Annotated in this window: 15 protein-coding genes and 1 riboswitch; of the genes, 2 read left to right on the top strand and 13 right to left on the bottom strand. The window is 66.3% G+C overall.

Annotated features, from left to right (window positions below; all coding sequences use genetic code 11):
- From QOH60_RS08065 to QOH60_RS08105, 9 genes are all read right to left on the bottom strand, one after another.
- Window positions 1–597: alpha/beta hydrolase (locus QOH60_RS08065; protein WP_526418915.1), on the bottom strand; the 597-nt coding region annotated here is incomplete at its 3' end.
- The gene (locus tag QOH60_RS08070; protein ID WP_526418917.1) at window positions 581–1,858 is read right to left on the bottom strand and encodes a uracil-xanthine permease family protein; all 1,278 of its coding nucleotides are present in this window, start codon (window positions 1,856–1,858) and stop codon (window positions 581–583) included. The genes QOH60_RS08065 and QOH60_RS08070, both read right to left, overlap by 17 nt.
- A 25-nt stretch (window positions 1,859–1,883) precedes the next feature.
- Entirely contained in the window at window positions 1,884–3,035 is a 1,152-nt protein-coding gene (locus tag QOH60_RS08075; RefSeq protein WP_526418975.1) for an amino acid permease, read from the bottom strand.
- A gap of 142 nt (window positions 3,036–3,177) precedes the next feature.
- Window positions 3,178–4,692, bottom strand: coding sequence for a flavin-containing monooxygenase (locus tag QOH60_RS08080; RefSeq protein ID WP_526418919.1), 1,515 nt, complete (start codon window positions 4,690–4,692; stop codon window positions 3,178–3,180).
- 25 nt (window positions 4,693–4,717) lie between these two features.
- Complete coding sequence (locus tag QOH60_RS08085; protein WP_526418921.1) at window positions 4,718–6,931, bottom strand: SpoIIE family protein phosphatase; 2,214 nt, start codon at window positions 6,929–6,931, stop codon at window positions 4,718–4,720.
- On the bottom strand, window positions 6,928–7,554 hold the full coding sequence (locus QOH60_RS08090; RefSeq protein ID WP_526418923.1) for a SpoIIE family protein phosphatase: 627 nt from the start codon (window positions 7,552–7,554) through the stop codon (window positions 6,928–6,930). Before QOH60_RS08090 ends, QOH60_RS08085 begins: the two co-directional genes overlap by 4 nt.
- Window positions 7,547–7,954, bottom strand: a complete 408-nt coding sequence (locus tag QOH60_RS08095) for an ATP-binding protein (RefSeq protein WP_526418925.1) — start codon at window positions 7,952–7,954, stop codon at window positions 7,547–7,549. The genes QOH60_RS08090 and QOH60_RS08095 overlap by 8 nt, the downstream gene beginning before the upstream one ends.
- Complete coding sequence (locus QOH60_RS08100; RefSeq protein ID WP_526418927.1) at window positions 7,947–8,336, bottom strand: STAS domain-containing protein; 390 nt, start codon at window positions 8,334–8,336, stop codon at window positions 7,947–7,949. Before QOH60_RS08100 ends, QOH60_RS08095 begins: the two co-directional genes overlap by 8 nt.
- A 16-nt stretch (window positions 8,337–8,352) precedes the next feature.
- Window positions 8,353–9,255: an STAS domain-containing protein gene (locus tag QOH60_RS08105; RefSeq protein ID WP_526418929.1), complete on the bottom strand. Its 903-nt coding sequence runs from the start codon at window positions 9,253–9,255 to the stop codon at window positions 8,353–8,355.
- A 137-nt stretch (window positions 9,256–9,392) separates the two neighbouring features.
- Between QOH60_RS08105 and QOH60_RS08110 the strand changes: the two genes are divergently transcribed.
- Complete coding sequence (locus tag QOH60_RS08110) at window positions 9,393–9,755, top strand: STAS domain-containing protein (RefSeq protein WP_526418931.1); 363 nt, start codon at window positions 9,393–9,395, stop codon at window positions 9,753–9,755.
- Between the two features lies 1 nt (window position 9,756).
- Here the strand turns inward: QOH60_RS08110 and QOH60_RS08115 are convergent, their stop codons facing one another.
- The 3 genes from QOH60_RS08115 to thiC all read right to left on the bottom strand — a co-directional run bounded on the left by QOH60_RS08115 (window position 9,757) and on the right by thiC (window position 12,796).
- Window positions 9,757–10,371: an alpha/beta hydrolase family protein gene (locus QOH60_RS08115; protein WP_526418933.1), complete on the bottom strand. Its 615-nt coding sequence runs from the start codon at window positions 10,369–10,371 to the stop codon at window positions 9,757–9,759.
- Window positions 10,368–11,231: a bifunctional hydroxymethylpyrimidine kinase/phosphomethylpyrimidine kinase gene (gene thiD, locus QOH60_RS08120; RefSeq protein WP_526418935.1), complete on the bottom strand. Its 864-nt coding sequence runs from the start codon at window positions 11,229–11,231 to the stop codon at window positions 10,368–10,370. Before thiD ends, QOH60_RS08115 begins: the two co-directional genes overlap by 4 nt.
- Complete coding sequence (gene thiC / locus QOH60_RS08125; RefSeq protein ID WP_526418937.1) at window positions 11,228–12,796, bottom strand: phosphomethylpyrimidine synthase ThiC; 1,569 nt, start codon at window positions 12,794–12,796, stop codon at window positions 11,228–11,230. The genes thiD and thiC overlap by 4 nt, the downstream gene beginning before the upstream one ends.
- Window positions 12,786–12,895, bottom strand: a riboswitch (TPP riboswitch). Its footprint overlaps the gene before it by 11 nt.
- 151 nt (window positions 12,896–13,046) lie before the next feature.
- On the opposite strand from thiC, the gene QOH60_RS08130 reads away from it, so the two are divergent.
- The gene (locus QOH60_RS08130; RefSeq protein ID WP_526418939.1) at window positions 13,047–14,819 is read left to right on the top strand and encodes an MFS transporter; all 1,773 of its coding nucleotides are present in this window, start codon (window positions 13,047–13,049) and stop codon (window positions 14,817–14,819) included.
- Here QOH60_RS08130 and QOH60_RS08135 read toward each other — a convergent pair.
- Window positions 14,789–15,589: an exodeoxyribonuclease III gene (locus QOH60_RS08135; RefSeq protein WP_526418941.1), complete on the bottom strand. Its 801-nt coding sequence runs from the start codon at window positions 15,587–15,589 to the stop codon at window positions 14,789–14,791. The genes QOH60_RS08130 and QOH60_RS08135 overlap by 31 nt on opposite strands.
- Window positions 15,590–15,605: the final 16 nt, after the last annotated feature.

Raw genomic sequence — 15,605 nt, forward strand, 5'->3', positions numbered from 1 at the left:
GCCCGGCCTGACGTAGAGCTCCGTCGACACCCCGGCGAGCAAGAGATTGCGCGCATACCGAATGCTCTCGTCGCGGAAGATGTCGAGCTCGCCGACATCGATGAAGGCGGGAGCCAGGCCCACGAAATCCGTGAGCCGTGCCGGTGCCGCGCGGGCGGGAACATCGGCCGATCCGCGGCTATCCCCAAACACGGCGTCCCATCCGGTGAAGTTGTTGTCGTATGACCACGAGGTCAGCCCGTCGAGTTCCGCATCGGGATCCACAGTGCGGTCGTCCAGCATCGGGTAGATCAGAAGTTGTTTCGCGACAGCAACTCCCGCGTCCCGCGCGGTGATGGCCACGCCCGCGGCGACGCCGCCGCCCCCGCTGTCGCCCATGACAGCGATACGCGCGGGATCCACATCGAAGTCCGCGGCGCGCGCTGCAAGCCACGTTAAAGCGGCGTGGCCATCGTCGACCAGCGCTGTACCGGAATACTCCGGCGCCAGGCGATAATCGACGGAGAGAAGCGGAACACCTCCCCGCTCGAGCTCCCACACCACCCCACCATTCGGTCCGGTCAACTCGGTGAGCTCGGGATCAAGGGTGAACGGCATTGCGGTCTCCAATCGTGTCGTCCTCCTGATCCCGCAGCCCCCGCAACCGGCGCAAGCCGCGCATGCCGTGGTAGATCACGAGCGCGGCAACTGAACCCAACGCGATCCCGGTGAATGTCAAATCCCCGATCCGCCACGTGAAATCGGCGATGCCGAGCACGAGTGCGATCGCTGCCGTCATCTGGTTGACCGGATCACCGAAGTCGACATGGTTGGTCAGCCATATCCGCACGCCGAGAATGCCGACCAGACCGTAGAGCACGATCGTCGCTCCGCCCAGGACGCCCGGAGGAATTGCCGATATCGCCTCACCCACTTTGGGGCACAACGCAAGTGCGATCGCGACGCCTCCCGCGATCCAGTACGCCGCAGTCGAATACACTTTCGTCGCCGCCATCACGCCGATGTTCTCCGCATACGTCGTCGTCGCCGATCCGCCGCCCAGCCCCGCCAGCACGGTCGCGGCTCCGTCGGCCGCCAGTGCTCGTCCCATCAGCGGGTCGAGATCGGTGCCCGTCATCTGGCTGACCGACTTCACGTGTCCGATGTTCTCCGCGAGCAACGCCACCACCGCGGGCAAGAACAACGGCAGCACGGACAGGGTCAACGTCGGCGTCTGCATGTGTGGGAACCCCACCCACGCAGCTGACCTGATCCGCGACGTGTCCACCTCCCCAAGCCCGAGCGCGACGAGATAACCCACCACGACGGCCGTGAAAATCGCTAAGCGCCCGAGGATTCCGCGGAAGAATGCCAGCGAGCAGACCAGCAACACGAGTGTCACCAGGCCGACGAGTGGGCCCTTCTCGAAGTTGTGCTTTGCCGACGGCGCGAGGTTCAGCCCGATCAGCGCGACGATCGCACCCGTGACCACCGGCGGCAACACGACGTCGATCCAATGTGTGCCGACGAAATGCACTGCGACACCGACCAGTACCAGTGCCAGTCCGACGGCCACCAGCCCACCGAGCGCACTTCCGGTGCCCCGGCTTGCCACGGCCGCTGTCACCGGCGCGATCACCGAGAAACTCGAGCCCAGATAACTCGGCAAGCGGTTGCCTGTGATGACCAGGAACAGGATGGTGCCGACGCCTGAGAACAGCAGTGTCGTCGTCGGCGGAAATCCCGTCAGCACCGGCACCAGGAACGTCGCGCCGAACATAGCGACCACATGCTGGGCGCCGATCCCCACCGTGCGCGGCCAGCTCAGTCGTTCATGCGGCGCGACGACGTCGTGGCCCTCGACTCGGGCCCAGGTCATCGAAAGCACGCTGACGACTACACCATCAGCGCGCGATTCGCGCACGCAATCCGTAAATCACCGCGCCAGCTGCCAGCACCCCCGCACCGGCCAGGACCGAGGTGAGCGGCAGCGCGAATGCCAGCGCGAGGCAGCCGACGAACCCGATCGTGGGGACCAGCCGCCGTCCCATCGTCCATGCGGACGCGTTGGCGATCGCGTAGTACGCGAGCACCGTGAACGACGAGAAGCCGATCGCGTTTCGAACGTCAATGAACGCGGCGATGACCGCGACGATGACGCCGACCGCCAACTCCGCGCGGTGCGGCACTTTGTAACGTGCATGCACCGCCGAAAGCGGGTGGGGCAGATGACGATCGCGGGCCATCGCGAGCGTGGTGCGGGAGACCCCGAGGCTCAACGTCATCAGCGCTCCGAGCGCCGCGACGGCCGCACCGAGGCGCACCAGCGGCACGAACTCCGGGAGGCCCGTGGCCCCCACTGCGGCGACGAGAGGGGCACTCGCGTGGGCGACGCCGTCGCCACCCAACATCGCCAGTACCGCGACGGCCACCGCGGAGTAAACGAACAACGTGATGCCCAGGGCAAGCGGAATGGCCGTCGGGATCGTGCGAGCGGGGTTGCGAACTTCCTCGCCCAGCGTTGCGATCCGGGCGTAGCCGGCGAACGCGAAGAACAGGATTCCTGCCGATTGCAGCACGCCTTCGATGCGGCCCCCGGTCTCCACACGACTGAAATCCGGCGCGACCGAGATGAAGACCACCACCCCGACCATCGCCAGGATCAGCAGGACCACGCCGACGATCACGCGCGTGGCTATCGCCGACTTCTGGATCCCTGCGCAGTTGATCACCGTCACGACCAGAACCGTGCACACCGCCACCGCATGTGCTTGCTCTGGCCACACGTAGAACCCGGCCGTCAGCGCCATCGCGGCACACGATGCGGTCTTGCCGACGACGAAGCCCCACCCGGCGAGGTAGCCCCAGAAATCGCCGAGACGCTCGCGGCCGTACACATAGGTGCCGCCGGACGCCGGGTATCGCGCTGCCAGCCGCGCCGACGAGATCGCGTTGCAATACGCCACGACGCCAGCGATCCCCAGACCGACCAGCAGCAATGTGCCTGCCGCCTCGGCGGCCGGAGCCAGTGCGACGAAGATCCCTGCCCCGATCATCGCGCTCAAGCCGATGACGATGGCATCGCCCAAACCGAGGCTTCGCTCCAGCCGGGCTCCGGTCACCGCAACAGACTAATAAGCCTCTGCGTGCTCGGTGCTCGGGGCCGAGCGCCACACGGCGATTCGCCCACGTCGACGCTCAGCTGAATGCGTAGTCGCTCATCGGAGACTCGGTCGCCTCGCGCACTGCGGCGCGGGTGGTCATCGGCCGCAGCAGCGCCGGCTCCCCGCTCGGGTTGAAGTAGTAGGAACGCGACGTCGCGCAATTGCCGACGACGAACACAGACTCGCCGATCCGTTCGGTCATTCGGTCTAGAAATGCGGTGTTGGCCTCTTCAGTGACCTCGAAAGTCGATGCGCCGCGGCGCTTGAGCTCACCGAAGATCCGATCCATGTGCCGCATCTGGTATTCCATCGTGTTGAAGAAGTTCAAGCCGAGGAACGCATACGGCGCCGCCAGGCTCAAGAAGTTCGGGAAGTACGGCATCGACACGCCCTGGTAGGCCTGAAAGCGGGTGTCGCGCCACCATTTTCCGAGATCGCGACCATCCCGGCCGATCACCTCGAACGCGGGGAAGTTCGCTTCCCACAGGTCGAAGCCGGTGGCCAGAATCAACGTGTCGATCACGGTTCTCGTGCCGTCGGCGGCGACGATGCCGTCGGGCTCGACGCGCGCGATCCCGCTGGTTTGCAGGTGCACGTGAGGCTTGGTGAACGTGCGGTAATAGCTGTTGGAGAATGTAGGCCGCTTGCATCCGAAGTCGTAGTCCGGCGTGAGCTTGCGGCGAAGCTCCTTGTCGCGCACGGACGCGAACCGGTGCATCTTGGCCACGTCGGCGGCGCCGATGTTGAGCCGACGGTACGGCAGCTTGGCGTGGTGCAACCCGACGTAGACGAAGAACTCGTACACGGCATCAGTCACTGCCCGGATAGCCCGCTGCGTCAACGGGATTCGCGCAAAGAGCCGCTTCGCCGCTGCGGAGAACCGCAGGTCGAACTTGGGCACCACCCATATCGGCGTGCGCTGGTAGACGGTTAGCTGCGCGGCCTTCTTGGCGACCTCGGGGATGAGCTGCACCGCCGTGGCGCCCGTGCCGATGAGTGCCACCCGGCGGTCGGTGAGGTCGTACGTGTCGTCCCACGCCGTCGTGTGGATGATCTTGCCGTCGAAGCCGGCGATGCCCGGAATCTCCGGCGTCCGTGGCTGGGACAGGAATCCCGTGGCGGTGATCAGGTACCGGGCGGTCAGCGTCTCGCCGCCGGCGAGCGCGACCCGCCACAGCTTGGCGTCCTCGTCCCAGCGCGCGCCTTCGACCGTGACGTTGAACCTGATGTGACGACGCACGTCGTACTTGTCGGCGACGTCATCGGCGTACTGCTTGATCTCAGCGCCGGTGGAGTACAGCCGCGACCAGTTCGGGTTCGGCTCGAACCAGTAGGAATAGGTGGTCGTCGGTACGTCGACGGCCAGGCCGGGGTATCGGTTGACGTACCAGGTCCCGCCCAGGTCGTCCTCGCGGTCGAGGAGCACGAAGTTGTCGTAGCCGAGTCGCTTGAGCTGGATCGCGGCGCCGATTCCGCCGAAGCCGGCGCCAACGACGATCACGTCGTACTGCGTCGCCGATGAGCCGCTTGCGCGAAGAGCAGGAGGCATGGCCCGACGGTACCTGAGGTACCGGTTAGCTTGAAATTGCCGCGCTGACGCTCGACGGCACCCGGAACGTCATCTCGACCGTCGTCCCGGTTGAAGTAGGCGACAAGGCAACGCTTTCAGCGACGGCCTTGATGAGACGCAGTCCGCGGCCGCGGGTGCCCGGGTCGGTAGGCGGCGTCTTCCAGGAGCCGAAATCGACAACCCGGACGTGAATCTCATCGCCCTCGAAGCCGGCCTCGATGTGGACGGTGCCGTGGGTGTCGTCACGGTAGGCGTGCTCGATGCTGTTCGTGCACGCCTCTCCGACGGCGAGCACCACGTCGGCGCGCAGCGCATCCGGTGTCCCGGCCGCGCGCAGCCACAGATCGAGCCGTGCCCGGACGCTGGCCAGTCGATCCGGTGTCGCGCCGTCGTCGAAGTGCAGGACGCTGATGGGGGGTCGGCACACCACGATCGCGACGTCGTCGTCGTATCCGCCCTCCGGGGCCAGCTCGCGCAGGACGCGCTCGGCCACCGCATCGACTGGCGAATTCGCCTCTGCAATAAGCACGTTCGCAACACGGGCGATGCCGTCGTCGATCGATTCTGTCCGCCGCTCGACGAGGCCGTCGGTGAACAGCATCAAGGTCGTCCCAGGCGAGAGCACCACGTACTCCTGCGGACGGGGCGTATCGGTCCGGACCGCCAGGGGTACGGACCCGGCGCCGGTCAGGACGGTAGCGACGGGTCCGGGTGCGACAAGTAACCCGGGCACGTGGCCGGCGCGGCTGTAGGTCAGGACCCGTGATTCGGTGTCGAAGATCGCCACCAGGACCGTGGTGCAGAACGCGCCGGGGATGAGCTCGGCCACCGCGTCGAGTTGTTCGAGCAGCAGCGCCGGCTCGGCATCGGCGAGCAGCAGTGCACGCGCCGAGCTGCGGAGCTGGCCCATCACGGCGGCCGCCGACAGGCCGCGCCCGACGCAGTCTCCGACGATGATGCCGATGTGGTGCTCCCCGATGGGCAGGACGTCGTACCAGTCGCCGCCGATCTCCAGCGGGGGGACCGCCGGTTCGTACCGGACAGCGAAGCCCGGCGGGGTGGCCGTCGGCGCGAGCATCGCGCGCTGCAACGTGAGCGAGGTCTCGCGGGCAATCTCGAACTGACGGACGTGCTGCATCGCCAGGTTGAGATGACTGACGAGCACCTCGACAAGCAGTCGGTCCTCGGCACCGAATCGCCGAGCGTCGTTGAACTCCAACCAAAGTGCGACATCACCCGCGCCGGACAGCACCACGACGACGCCCCTCGACCTGTCCGTGCCGTCGTCGCATCCCACGGGCTCGACAGTCAGTGGCAGGCGGTGGCGCGAGGCTGCCAGAGTGGTCTGCACTTCGGGATCGAGGTCGCGCCAGCTCGGCGCGTCTGGTTCGCCGGCGCCCTGGACCGTGGGCTCGCCGTCGCCCGCCGGCCACATGACCGCGACGACGCGCCGAACGTCGATCGTCGCCCGGAACTCGTCGAGCGCGATCGCGAGTACCTCGCTCACGCTGTTGGCCACGCCCACCGCCGTGGCCAGCCCGGCGACCGCGCTCTCCCGCGCCATTGCGCTGCGCGTGGCCGTGATGTCGCGGATCGTTCCCACGTAGGCGTCGGCGCCCGGAACAGCGTTCATGCTCACCGCAACCCACGCCATGTGTCCGTCGCGATGACGGATGGGCGTCTCCGATTCGATGTGACCGTCGCGGCGCAGGGCGTTCAGGCGTTGAGCCGCCGTATCCACGTCGGCGACCCACGGGTATGGCCACCGGTACGGCAGGTGATCCGCGGTAAAGCCGGTGATCTCGGCGAACGCATCGTTGACCTCGTTCACCGAACCCTCGCGGTCTGCGACGAAGAAGCCCTCCTGCAGGGAGTTCACCAGTGCGGAACGGAACTCGTCGCGAACCGCGAGATCGTTAGCGCGCGCCCGCTCCTGCTGGTAACGCCTTGTGCCATCGAGGAATCCGCGCGTCGCGACATCAAGCGGCGCGAGCGTCTGCAGCAAGAATTGAAGCGCGGCCGCACCGTCGAGCGGCGCGGTCGTCGCGAACTCGCCGATCAGTCGCGAGTGGTTCTCGATGATCTCCAGCGTGCTGATGCGCTGCTGCAGCGCTTGGCGTCCCAGCTCGTAGCCGACGGCCAGGCTCGATTCTTCCCTGGCCACCAGAAACGCGTGCAATGCGGCTGCGTATCTCTGGTGGAAGCCGGCATCCGTCATGACGTCGTGCCCCGGTGACGAGCGGCGAGCACGAGCGCGTCGTCGCTGTCCTTGCCGTGTTTGTGCAGGATGGTCTCGGCGATCGCGGTCGCGGGCGCCGCGAAATCGATACTGTCGAGATGATCTTCTGCGATGCCATCGCTGGCGATCACCAGCAGATCGCCGGGGCTGACTGAAATATTCTGTGTGAGTAAGGTTTCCGGCATCCGGTAGCCAACGATCCCGCCGGTTAGCAGTGCTGACGCCCGCACGTGCACGCCGCGGGGACCCTTGGCCACGAGCATGGCCGTGACGTTGCCGATACCGATCCAGCTGATCGCGTCGGCGTCGAGGTCGACGCGGGCCAAGGTGATTGCAGCACCCCTGGTCTCGGTCATCGCGCGATGGCACAGCCGGATCAGCACGTCCAGCGGCTCCATGCGCGAACCACGCAGAACGCCGACGCCGCACGAGGCCGCCTCTGATGCCCCTGCGCCATGGCCGAGGCCGTCGAGGACGCCGAAAAGCGCTGCAGTTTGGCCGATTTCGACAGCGATCGACCGATCGCCGCTTTCCTGCTCGCCGGGGAGCGGGCTGCCAGCCGCCGCCCATTCGATCGGGCCCACCCAACCGTGCTCATTCACCAGAGGGGATCCACTTCCACATCTCGATCACCGTGCCGTGGCCCGGCTTGGAGTTCACCACCATGTCGTCCATCAGGCGGCGGGCGCCCGGCAAGCCGAGGCCGAGCCCGCTGCCGGTGGAATAGCCGTCGTCCAGCGCCCTTTCGATATCCGCGATCCCGGGGCCGTCGTCCTCGGCGCGAACGAACAACGCGCGGCGGCCGTGCCGGCTCTCTACGCCCACCCGAATCTCTCCGGACCCGGCGTAGCTGGTGATGTTGCGTGCGATTTCCGAGATTGCGGTCGCGATCATGGTCACGTCGGTGAGCGTGAAGCCAAGGCCGCGGGCGAGCTGGTGGCCCGCCTGCCGCGCAGCGACTATGTCGTCGCTCTTGACCACCGCGACGACGATGTCATCCACTGGGCTCGGGTCCGTTCGGCGATTTCCTGGATTCCAGTTGGCGATTGAGCAGGGCCAGACCCTCTTCGAGGTCGAGAGCGGTCTGCATGTCGTCGAAGACCAGCCCCAACTGGACCATCGCGAACGCGACTTCCGGCTGCAGGCCCACGATCACGGTGTCCGCGCCGCGCAGGCGGGTCATGTGTGCGATCGTCTGCAGCGACCGAGCGGCGAACGAGTCCATCACATCGATCGCGGTGACGTCGACGATGATGCCGTGCGCGCGGAACCGCCCGACACGCTCCATCAGGTCGTGGCGGAGCTGTTCGGTGTCTGAGTCGGAGAGCGCAGCCTGCACCGAGGCGATGAGGATGGTGCCCTGCTTGAGGATCGGAACTGGCATCAGAGGCTCGCGCCGGTCACCCGTTCTGGTCGCCGGTGCGGCTGACTTCGTAGCCCAGCAGCCGCTCGGCCTCTTCGATGCCGCCCTGCAGGTCGCCGACCGCGTTCATCTTCGACAGGTCCAGCCCGATCGTCACCAGCGTCAGCGCGATCTCGGAGGACAGGCCGGTGATGATGACGCTGGCGCCCATCAACCCCGACGCGTCGACGGTCTGCACCAAGTGGTTGGCCACGGTCGAGTCGATCGTGGGCACACCGGTGATGTCGATGACCACCACCTTCGCCCGGTTCGCGCGGATCGCGCGCAGCAGTTGTTCGGTGACCTGGCGGGCGCGCTGGCTGTCGAGCACACCGATGATGGGCAGAATCAGCAGCTGCTCGCGCACCTGAAGCACTGGCGTCGACAGCTCGCGAATGGCCTCCTGCTGCTGGCGGATGATGCGCTCGCGCTCCTGGACGAAGCCGACGGCCACGGTGTTGGCGATGCGGTTGGCGGCCGGCTCGTAGGCGTCGAGCACGCGGTTCAGCAGATCGAAGTCGCTCTGGTACTTCTCGAACAGCGAACGTGCGAGCACGTCGCGCAGCAGCAGGACGATACCGACGACCTCGTTGGTCTCGACCCCTCGCGGAATGATCCGTTCGGACAGGTCGCGCGCGTAGTCCTGCAGCGCTTCGACGCTACCGGTCTCGAGCACCTCGACGTAGCTGTCGTACACGGTGGTTGCCTCGGAGAAGATCTCTTCCGGCGACATCGCGGTGAGCAGTTCGGCCTCGGTGATCCTGCGGGCCCATTCCTCCCGCAACGCGGTCCTGTTCTGGCGCAGGTGCTGCACCAGCTGGGGCAACAGGCCCTCGCTGGAGATTGCGGCGGCCTGCTGGGCTGCGCTCGCACCGGCGAGATCTACCGAGGAATCCGTCATCTGACCTCCCACCTCTCGCTCGCGCTGGGTGAGGCGCGCGAGTCCCTGTCTGAGACTAGCGATGCGGCGCGGCGCAGTGAACAAGTTAGGCTGACGACGTCCGCCCACGCGGTAGTGCCACAGACGAAGGACCGCTCTTGACAGATACCGAACCGATCACCACGTCGGTGGTACAGCACAAGGGAATCACCGTGCTCGCCGTCGGGGGCGAGGTCGATCTGGCCACCGCCCCGATCTTCGAGAAGGCCATTGACGACGCCCTTGCCGGCGATCCGCCCGCGCTGGTGATCGATCTGACCCAGGTTTCGTTCCTCGCCTCGGCGGGGTTGCAGCTCCTGGTGGCGACCCAGGAGCGGATCGGTGGCACGGGTGAATTCGCGGTGGTGGCCGACGGGCCGGCGACGAGCAGGCCGATTCAGCTGACCGAGCTCGACAAGATCTTCGGGCTGTACCCGGTTCTAGAAGACGCGCTGTCCGCCATGCAGACGAGGGCACGCTGACCTAACCGAGCATCCGCAACGCGGCGGTCACCGACAGCTCTGGCACGTCGAGCGTCTTGGATCCGAGATCGTGCCGGGCACCGGTGATGTCGACCAGCTCGGTGGGTGCCGGGATGAGCGCGATCGCGGACCGGAGTTCGTCGATCGTGCCGAAGGGGTCGCTGGTGCCGTGGGTGAACACCGTCGGTACCGCGATTCTCCGGAGATGCTCGGTCCGTGGCTTCTCGGGCTTGCCCGGAGGATGAAGCGGATACGAGAACAACGTCAGCCCGTCGATGTCCAGACCCTCGGCGGCAGCCATCGACGTCAGTCGGCCGCCGTACGAGTGCCCGCCGGCGACGAGCGGGCCGTCGGCCAGCGTGCGCGCCAGCGCGGCGGCCTCTTCGATGCCCTTGCGGTCGCTGGCCGCCGAACCCGATGGCGGGCCTTTCGGGCGCCTGCGACGGTAGGGGAGGTTGTAGCGCACGGCCAGCCATCCGCGCCGCGCCCACTCGTCGCACAGCCGCCTGAGCAATGGCGCGTCCCGACTACCGCCTGCTCCGTGGGTCAGTAGGACGACGCCGGCCGCGGTGCCGTCGGGTTCGTGTGCGACGCCCGCGATGTCGTCGAGATTCATTCAGACAAATCCCGTTCTGCTCCTCGCGTCCGCAGCCTGAACAGGGGTGACACCGGTCCGTGGCCGTGGCCCAACGGGTATGCCGCCCGGATGCATTCGGTCACCCACCGCTTGCCGAACGCCACCGCGTCGGGCACCGAGTAACCGTGGGCCAGGGCGCACGCGGTCGCCGCGGCGAGAGTGTCACCGGCGCCGTGGTCGTTGCCTGTCGCAATTCGCGCAGCGTCGAACTCGTGGAACTCGGAGCCGTCGAAAAGCAGGTCGGGGCTGTGTGGCGCGCTTCGCAGATGACCGCCCTTCACCAGCACCCACCGCGGACCGAGTGCGTGCAGCGCGCGGGCGGCATCCTGCTGCGTAGTCGTGTCGACGACGTCGATGTCCACCAGCAACCGGACCTCGTCGAGATTCGGTGTGACCAGCGTGGCGAGCGGAAACAGTTGCTGTTTCAGCGAATTCACCGCTGACGGGTGCAGCAGCGGGTCGCCGTGCATCGACGCACACACCGGGTCGACCACCAACGGCACTGTCCCGCTGAGGCCTTCCTCCTGCCACGTCTCGGCGACTGCCTCGATGATCTCCGCCGACGCCAGCATGCCGGTCTTTGCGGCCTGGATACCGATATCGGATGCCACGGCCTGGATCTGGCCCGCGATCACATCGACGGGGATCTCATGGAACCCCTTGACGCCCATCGAGTTCTGCACGGTGACTGCGGTGACGGCGACCAGTGCGTGCACGCCGAGCAGAGCGCAGGTCCGCAGATCGGCCTGGATGCCCGCTCCGCCGCCCGAGTCCGAGCCCGCGATCGTCAGCACCCGCACCGGGGTCTGCCCGGACGGCGCAAGCGGAAGGAATGTCACGACGTCACGGGCAGATACACCCGGCTCCCGTGCTCGACGAACTCGCGGGACTTGTCCGCCATCGCGTCGCGGATGTCCTGCGTGATCCGCATCGAGCAGAACTTCGGCCCGCACATGGAACAGAAGTGTGCCGTCTTGGCGGGCTCGGCGGGCAGCGTTTCGTCGTGGAACTGGCGCGCGGTGTCCGGATCGAGCGACAGCGCGAACTGGTCGTTCCACCGGAATTCGAAGCGGGCCGTCGACAACGCGTCGTCGCGCAGCTGCGCACGAGGATGCCCCTTCGCCAGATCCGCGGCGTGTGCGGCGATCTTGTAGGCGATTACGCCGTCCTTGACGTCTTTGCGATCCGGCAGGCCGAGGTGCTCCTTGGGTGTGACGTAGCACAGCATCGCGGTGCCTGCCTGGGCGATGATCGCCGCGCCGATCGCGGACGTGATGTGGTCATAGGCGGGCGCGATGTCGGTGGCCAGCGGGCCGAGCGTGTAGAACGGCGCCTCCTCGCACAGTTCCTCCTCGAGGCGGACGTTCTCGGCGATCTTATGCATCGGGACGTGGCCCGGGCCCTCGATCATCACCTGCACGCCATGGGCTTTCGCGACTTTCGTCAGCTCGCCGAGCGTGCGCAGCTCGGCGAACTGCGCGGCGTCGTTCGCGTCGGCGATCGAGCCGGGTCGCAGGCCGTCGCCGAGTGAGAAGGTCACGTCGTAGCGGGCCAGGATCTCGCAGAGCTCCTCGAAGTTGGTGTACAGGAAAGACTCCTGATGGTGCGCGAGGCACCAGGCCGCCATGATCGAGCCGCCGCGGCTGACAATGCCCGTCACCCGATTGACTGTCAGCGGCACGTAGCGCAACAGCACGCCTGCGTGCACGGTCATGTAGTCGACACCCTGCTCGCACTGCTCAATGACGGTGTCGCGGTAGATCTCCCAGGTCAGCGCTGCCGGGTCGCCGTTGACCTTCTCCAGTGCCTGATAGATCGGGACCGTGCCGACGGGCACCGGCGAGTTGCGCAGGATCCACTCGCGGGTCAGGTGGATGTCGCGGCCGGTCGACAGGTCCATGATCGTGTCGGCGCCCCAGCGCGTGGCCCACACCATCTTGTCGACCTCCTCGGCGATCGACGACGTCACCGCCGAATTGCCGATGTTCGCATTGATCTTCACCATGAACGCTTTGCCGATGATCATCGGCTCGGTCTCCGGGTGATGGTGGTTGGCCGGGATCACCGCGCGGCCGCGGGCCACTTCGCCACGGACAAGCTCGGCGCTTACGCCTTCTCGCTCGGCGATGAACGCCATCTCAGCGGTGATCTCGCCGGCGCGGGCCCGGTGCAACTGCGTGCCACGGTCGCAGACCACGCCGGCCCGGTGTGGCAAGCCCTTTGTGAGGTCGATCACCGCGTCCGGGTCCGTGTAGGGGCCGGAGGTGTCGTACAGGTCGAGGTGCTCGTCGTTGGACAGCTGCACCCGGCGGAACGGCACCCGGGCACCTGGCGTGCCGGCGAGGTCCTGGTAGATCTTGGTGCTGCCCTCGATGGGGCCGGTGGTCACGGACACGTCGGTCATCTCAACTCCCTACGCCGGCATTACCCGGTCAGGTTCGTACGGTCGACAGCCCCAGCTGTCCTCTCAGCGCACTTGGCGTGCGCTCCCGCGTGGTTTGTTAGCGGCCCCCACGCTAGCGCAGCGGCCTGTGACCGGGAATAGCATTTGGTTCCGTTTCCTTTGTATAGCTAACATATGTAATTGGCGCCCTGCGCCTCAAGATGTGATGTGAACTTATACGCGAGCGAATATGACGACTACTGAGACTGAGATGGCTGACACCCCCGTCGTGACGAACCCGACGCTTGCGGTCGCCGAGACGGAGCGTCGTCGGCGGGGATGGGACAGCGACCATCCGCGATACAAGTGGATCGCTCTGTCGAACACGACGCTGGGCACGCTGTTGGCCACGATCAACGCGTCGATCGTGCTGATCTCGCTCCCTGCGATCTTCCGCGGCATCGGGCTCAATCCGCTGGCACCGGGAAACATCAGCTACCTGCTGTGGATGCTGATGGGCTATCTGGTCGTCACCGCCGTGCTCGTGGTGCTCTTCGGCCGGCTCGGCGACATGTTCGGCCGGGTCCGCATCTACAACATCGGGTTCATGATCTTCACGGGCGCGGCCATCGCGCTGTCGTTCGATCCGTTCCACCTCGATGGCGGCGCGCTGTGGCTGATCGGGTGGCGGGTGATTCAGGGCGTGGGCGGCGCGATGCTGATGGCGTCCTCGACGGCGATCCTCACCGACGCGTTCCCGTCCAACCAGCGCGGAATGGCGCTCGGCGTGAACATGGTCGCCGCGGTCGCGGGGTCGTTCCTCGGTCTGCTGATCGGCGGCGTGCTGGCCGAATTGGACTGGCGAGCAATCTTCTGGGTCGGCGTGCCGATCGGGATCCTCGGGACCATTTGGAGCGTGCGGTCGCTGCATGAGATCGGCGTACTGACCCCCGGCAAGCTGGACTGGCCTGGCACGATCACGTTCGGCGTCGGGCTGACGGTGGTGCTCACCGGCATCACGTACGGTATCCAGCCCTACGGCGGCCAGCCGACGGGCTGGACGAGCCCCTGGGTTCTCGGGTCAATTGCGTTGGGGCTGCTTCTCCTGGTGGCGTTTGTCTTCATCGAACTGCGGGTCGCACAGCCGATGGTCAGTATGCGGTTGTTCCGGTCGACTTCGTTTGGGATGGGCAACCTCGCGGGGTTCATGTCGTCGATGGGCCGCGGCGGGCTGCAGTTCATGCTGATCATCTGGCTGCAGGGCATCTGGCTTCCGTTGCACGGCTACAGCTTTGAGTCGACGCCGCTGTGGTCGGCCATCTACATGCTGCCGATCACCGTAGGGTTTCTGGTGGCCGGGCCACTGGCCGGGGCTTTGGCCGACCGCATCGGCGCGCGGCCGTTCACGGTCACCGGCATGGTGGTGATGGCAGCGACTTTCGTTGCGCTGGTGCTGATTCCGGTGGACTTCAACTATTGGCTGTTCGCGCTGCTGATCTTCTTGAACGGCGTGGGCGGTGGAATCTTCACGGCACCGAACACCGCGGCGATAATGTCGAGCGTTCCCGCTGAGGAGCGCGGCGCCGCTTCGGGTGTGCGGGCGGTGTTCTTCAACGCCGGCTCCTCGCTCTCGATCGGCATCTTCTTCTCGCTGATGATCATCGGCTTGGCCAACACCATGCCGTCGGCGATGAGCACAGGACTTCAGCAGCAAGGTGTTTCAGCCTCGGTGGCCAGCGATGTGGCCAACCTGCCGCCGGTGGGCAGCCTGTTCGCGGCGTTCCTGGGTTACAACCCGATCAGCGAGCTGCTCGCCCCTTCGGGTGCGTTGCATCAGCCGGGTGTCAACGCGGACGTGCTGACCGGCCAGCAGTTTTTCCCGCATCTGATTTCGGGGCCCTTCCACGCCGGCCTGGTGGTGGTGTTCGGCGCGGCCACTGTCATGATGCTGATCGGTTTGGTGGCATCGCTGTTCAATCCCGGCCGCTACGGCGAGGACGACGACGCCGAGGATCAGCCGAGCTCGACGAGCACGGGTGCGTGATCGCTGGGCGCCTTGCCCTTCCGTTCCTCCCGGACGATCTCAGCATGCGTCACTTGCTCAGCGAGCGCCGATGATCCGAGGATGAAGTCGATACGCATGCCTTCCCGTCTGGGGAACCTCAGCTGCGTGTAATCCCAGTACGTGTACACCCCGGGGCCGGGTGTGAAAGGCCGCACGAGATCGGCGAATTGGGAGTCGACGATCTCCCGGAACGCCGTGCGTTCCGGCTCGGTGACGTGCGTGCTGTTCTTGTAGAACTCGACGCTCCATACGTCGTCGTCGGTGGGCGCGATGTTCCAGTCACCGACAAGTGCGATCTGCGCTCGGGGATCGTCGACGAGCCACCCTCGCGCGGCATCCCGAAGCGCGCCAAGCCATTCCAGCTTGTAGTGATAATGCGGCGAGTCAGGCACCCGGCCATTGGGGATGTATAGGCTCCACACCCGCACACCGTTACAGGTGGCCCCCAATGCCCGCGCTTCGGCAACCGCCTCGACTTCGGGCTTATCACTCCACAACGGCTGGCCCTCGAACCCGACCTGCTCGTCGGACAGTCCCACCCGCGACGCGATCGCCACACCGTTCCACTGGTTGAAGCCGCAGTGCACGACCTCGTACCCAATCGCGGCGAACGGCATCGTCGGGAATTGGTCATCGGCACACTTGGTTTCCTGCATCGCCAGGACGTCGACGTTCGCGCGCTCCAGCCAGTCGGTCACCCGGTCGACGCGGGCGCGGATGGAGTTGACGTTCCAGGTGGCCAGACGCACCCCTGCAGCCTAGGAG

It is taken from the genome of Mycobacterium sp., from assembly GCF_032159765.1.
Taxonomy (GTDB): Bacteria; Actinomycetota; Actinomycetes; order Mycobacteriales; family Mycobacteriaceae; genus Mycobacterium.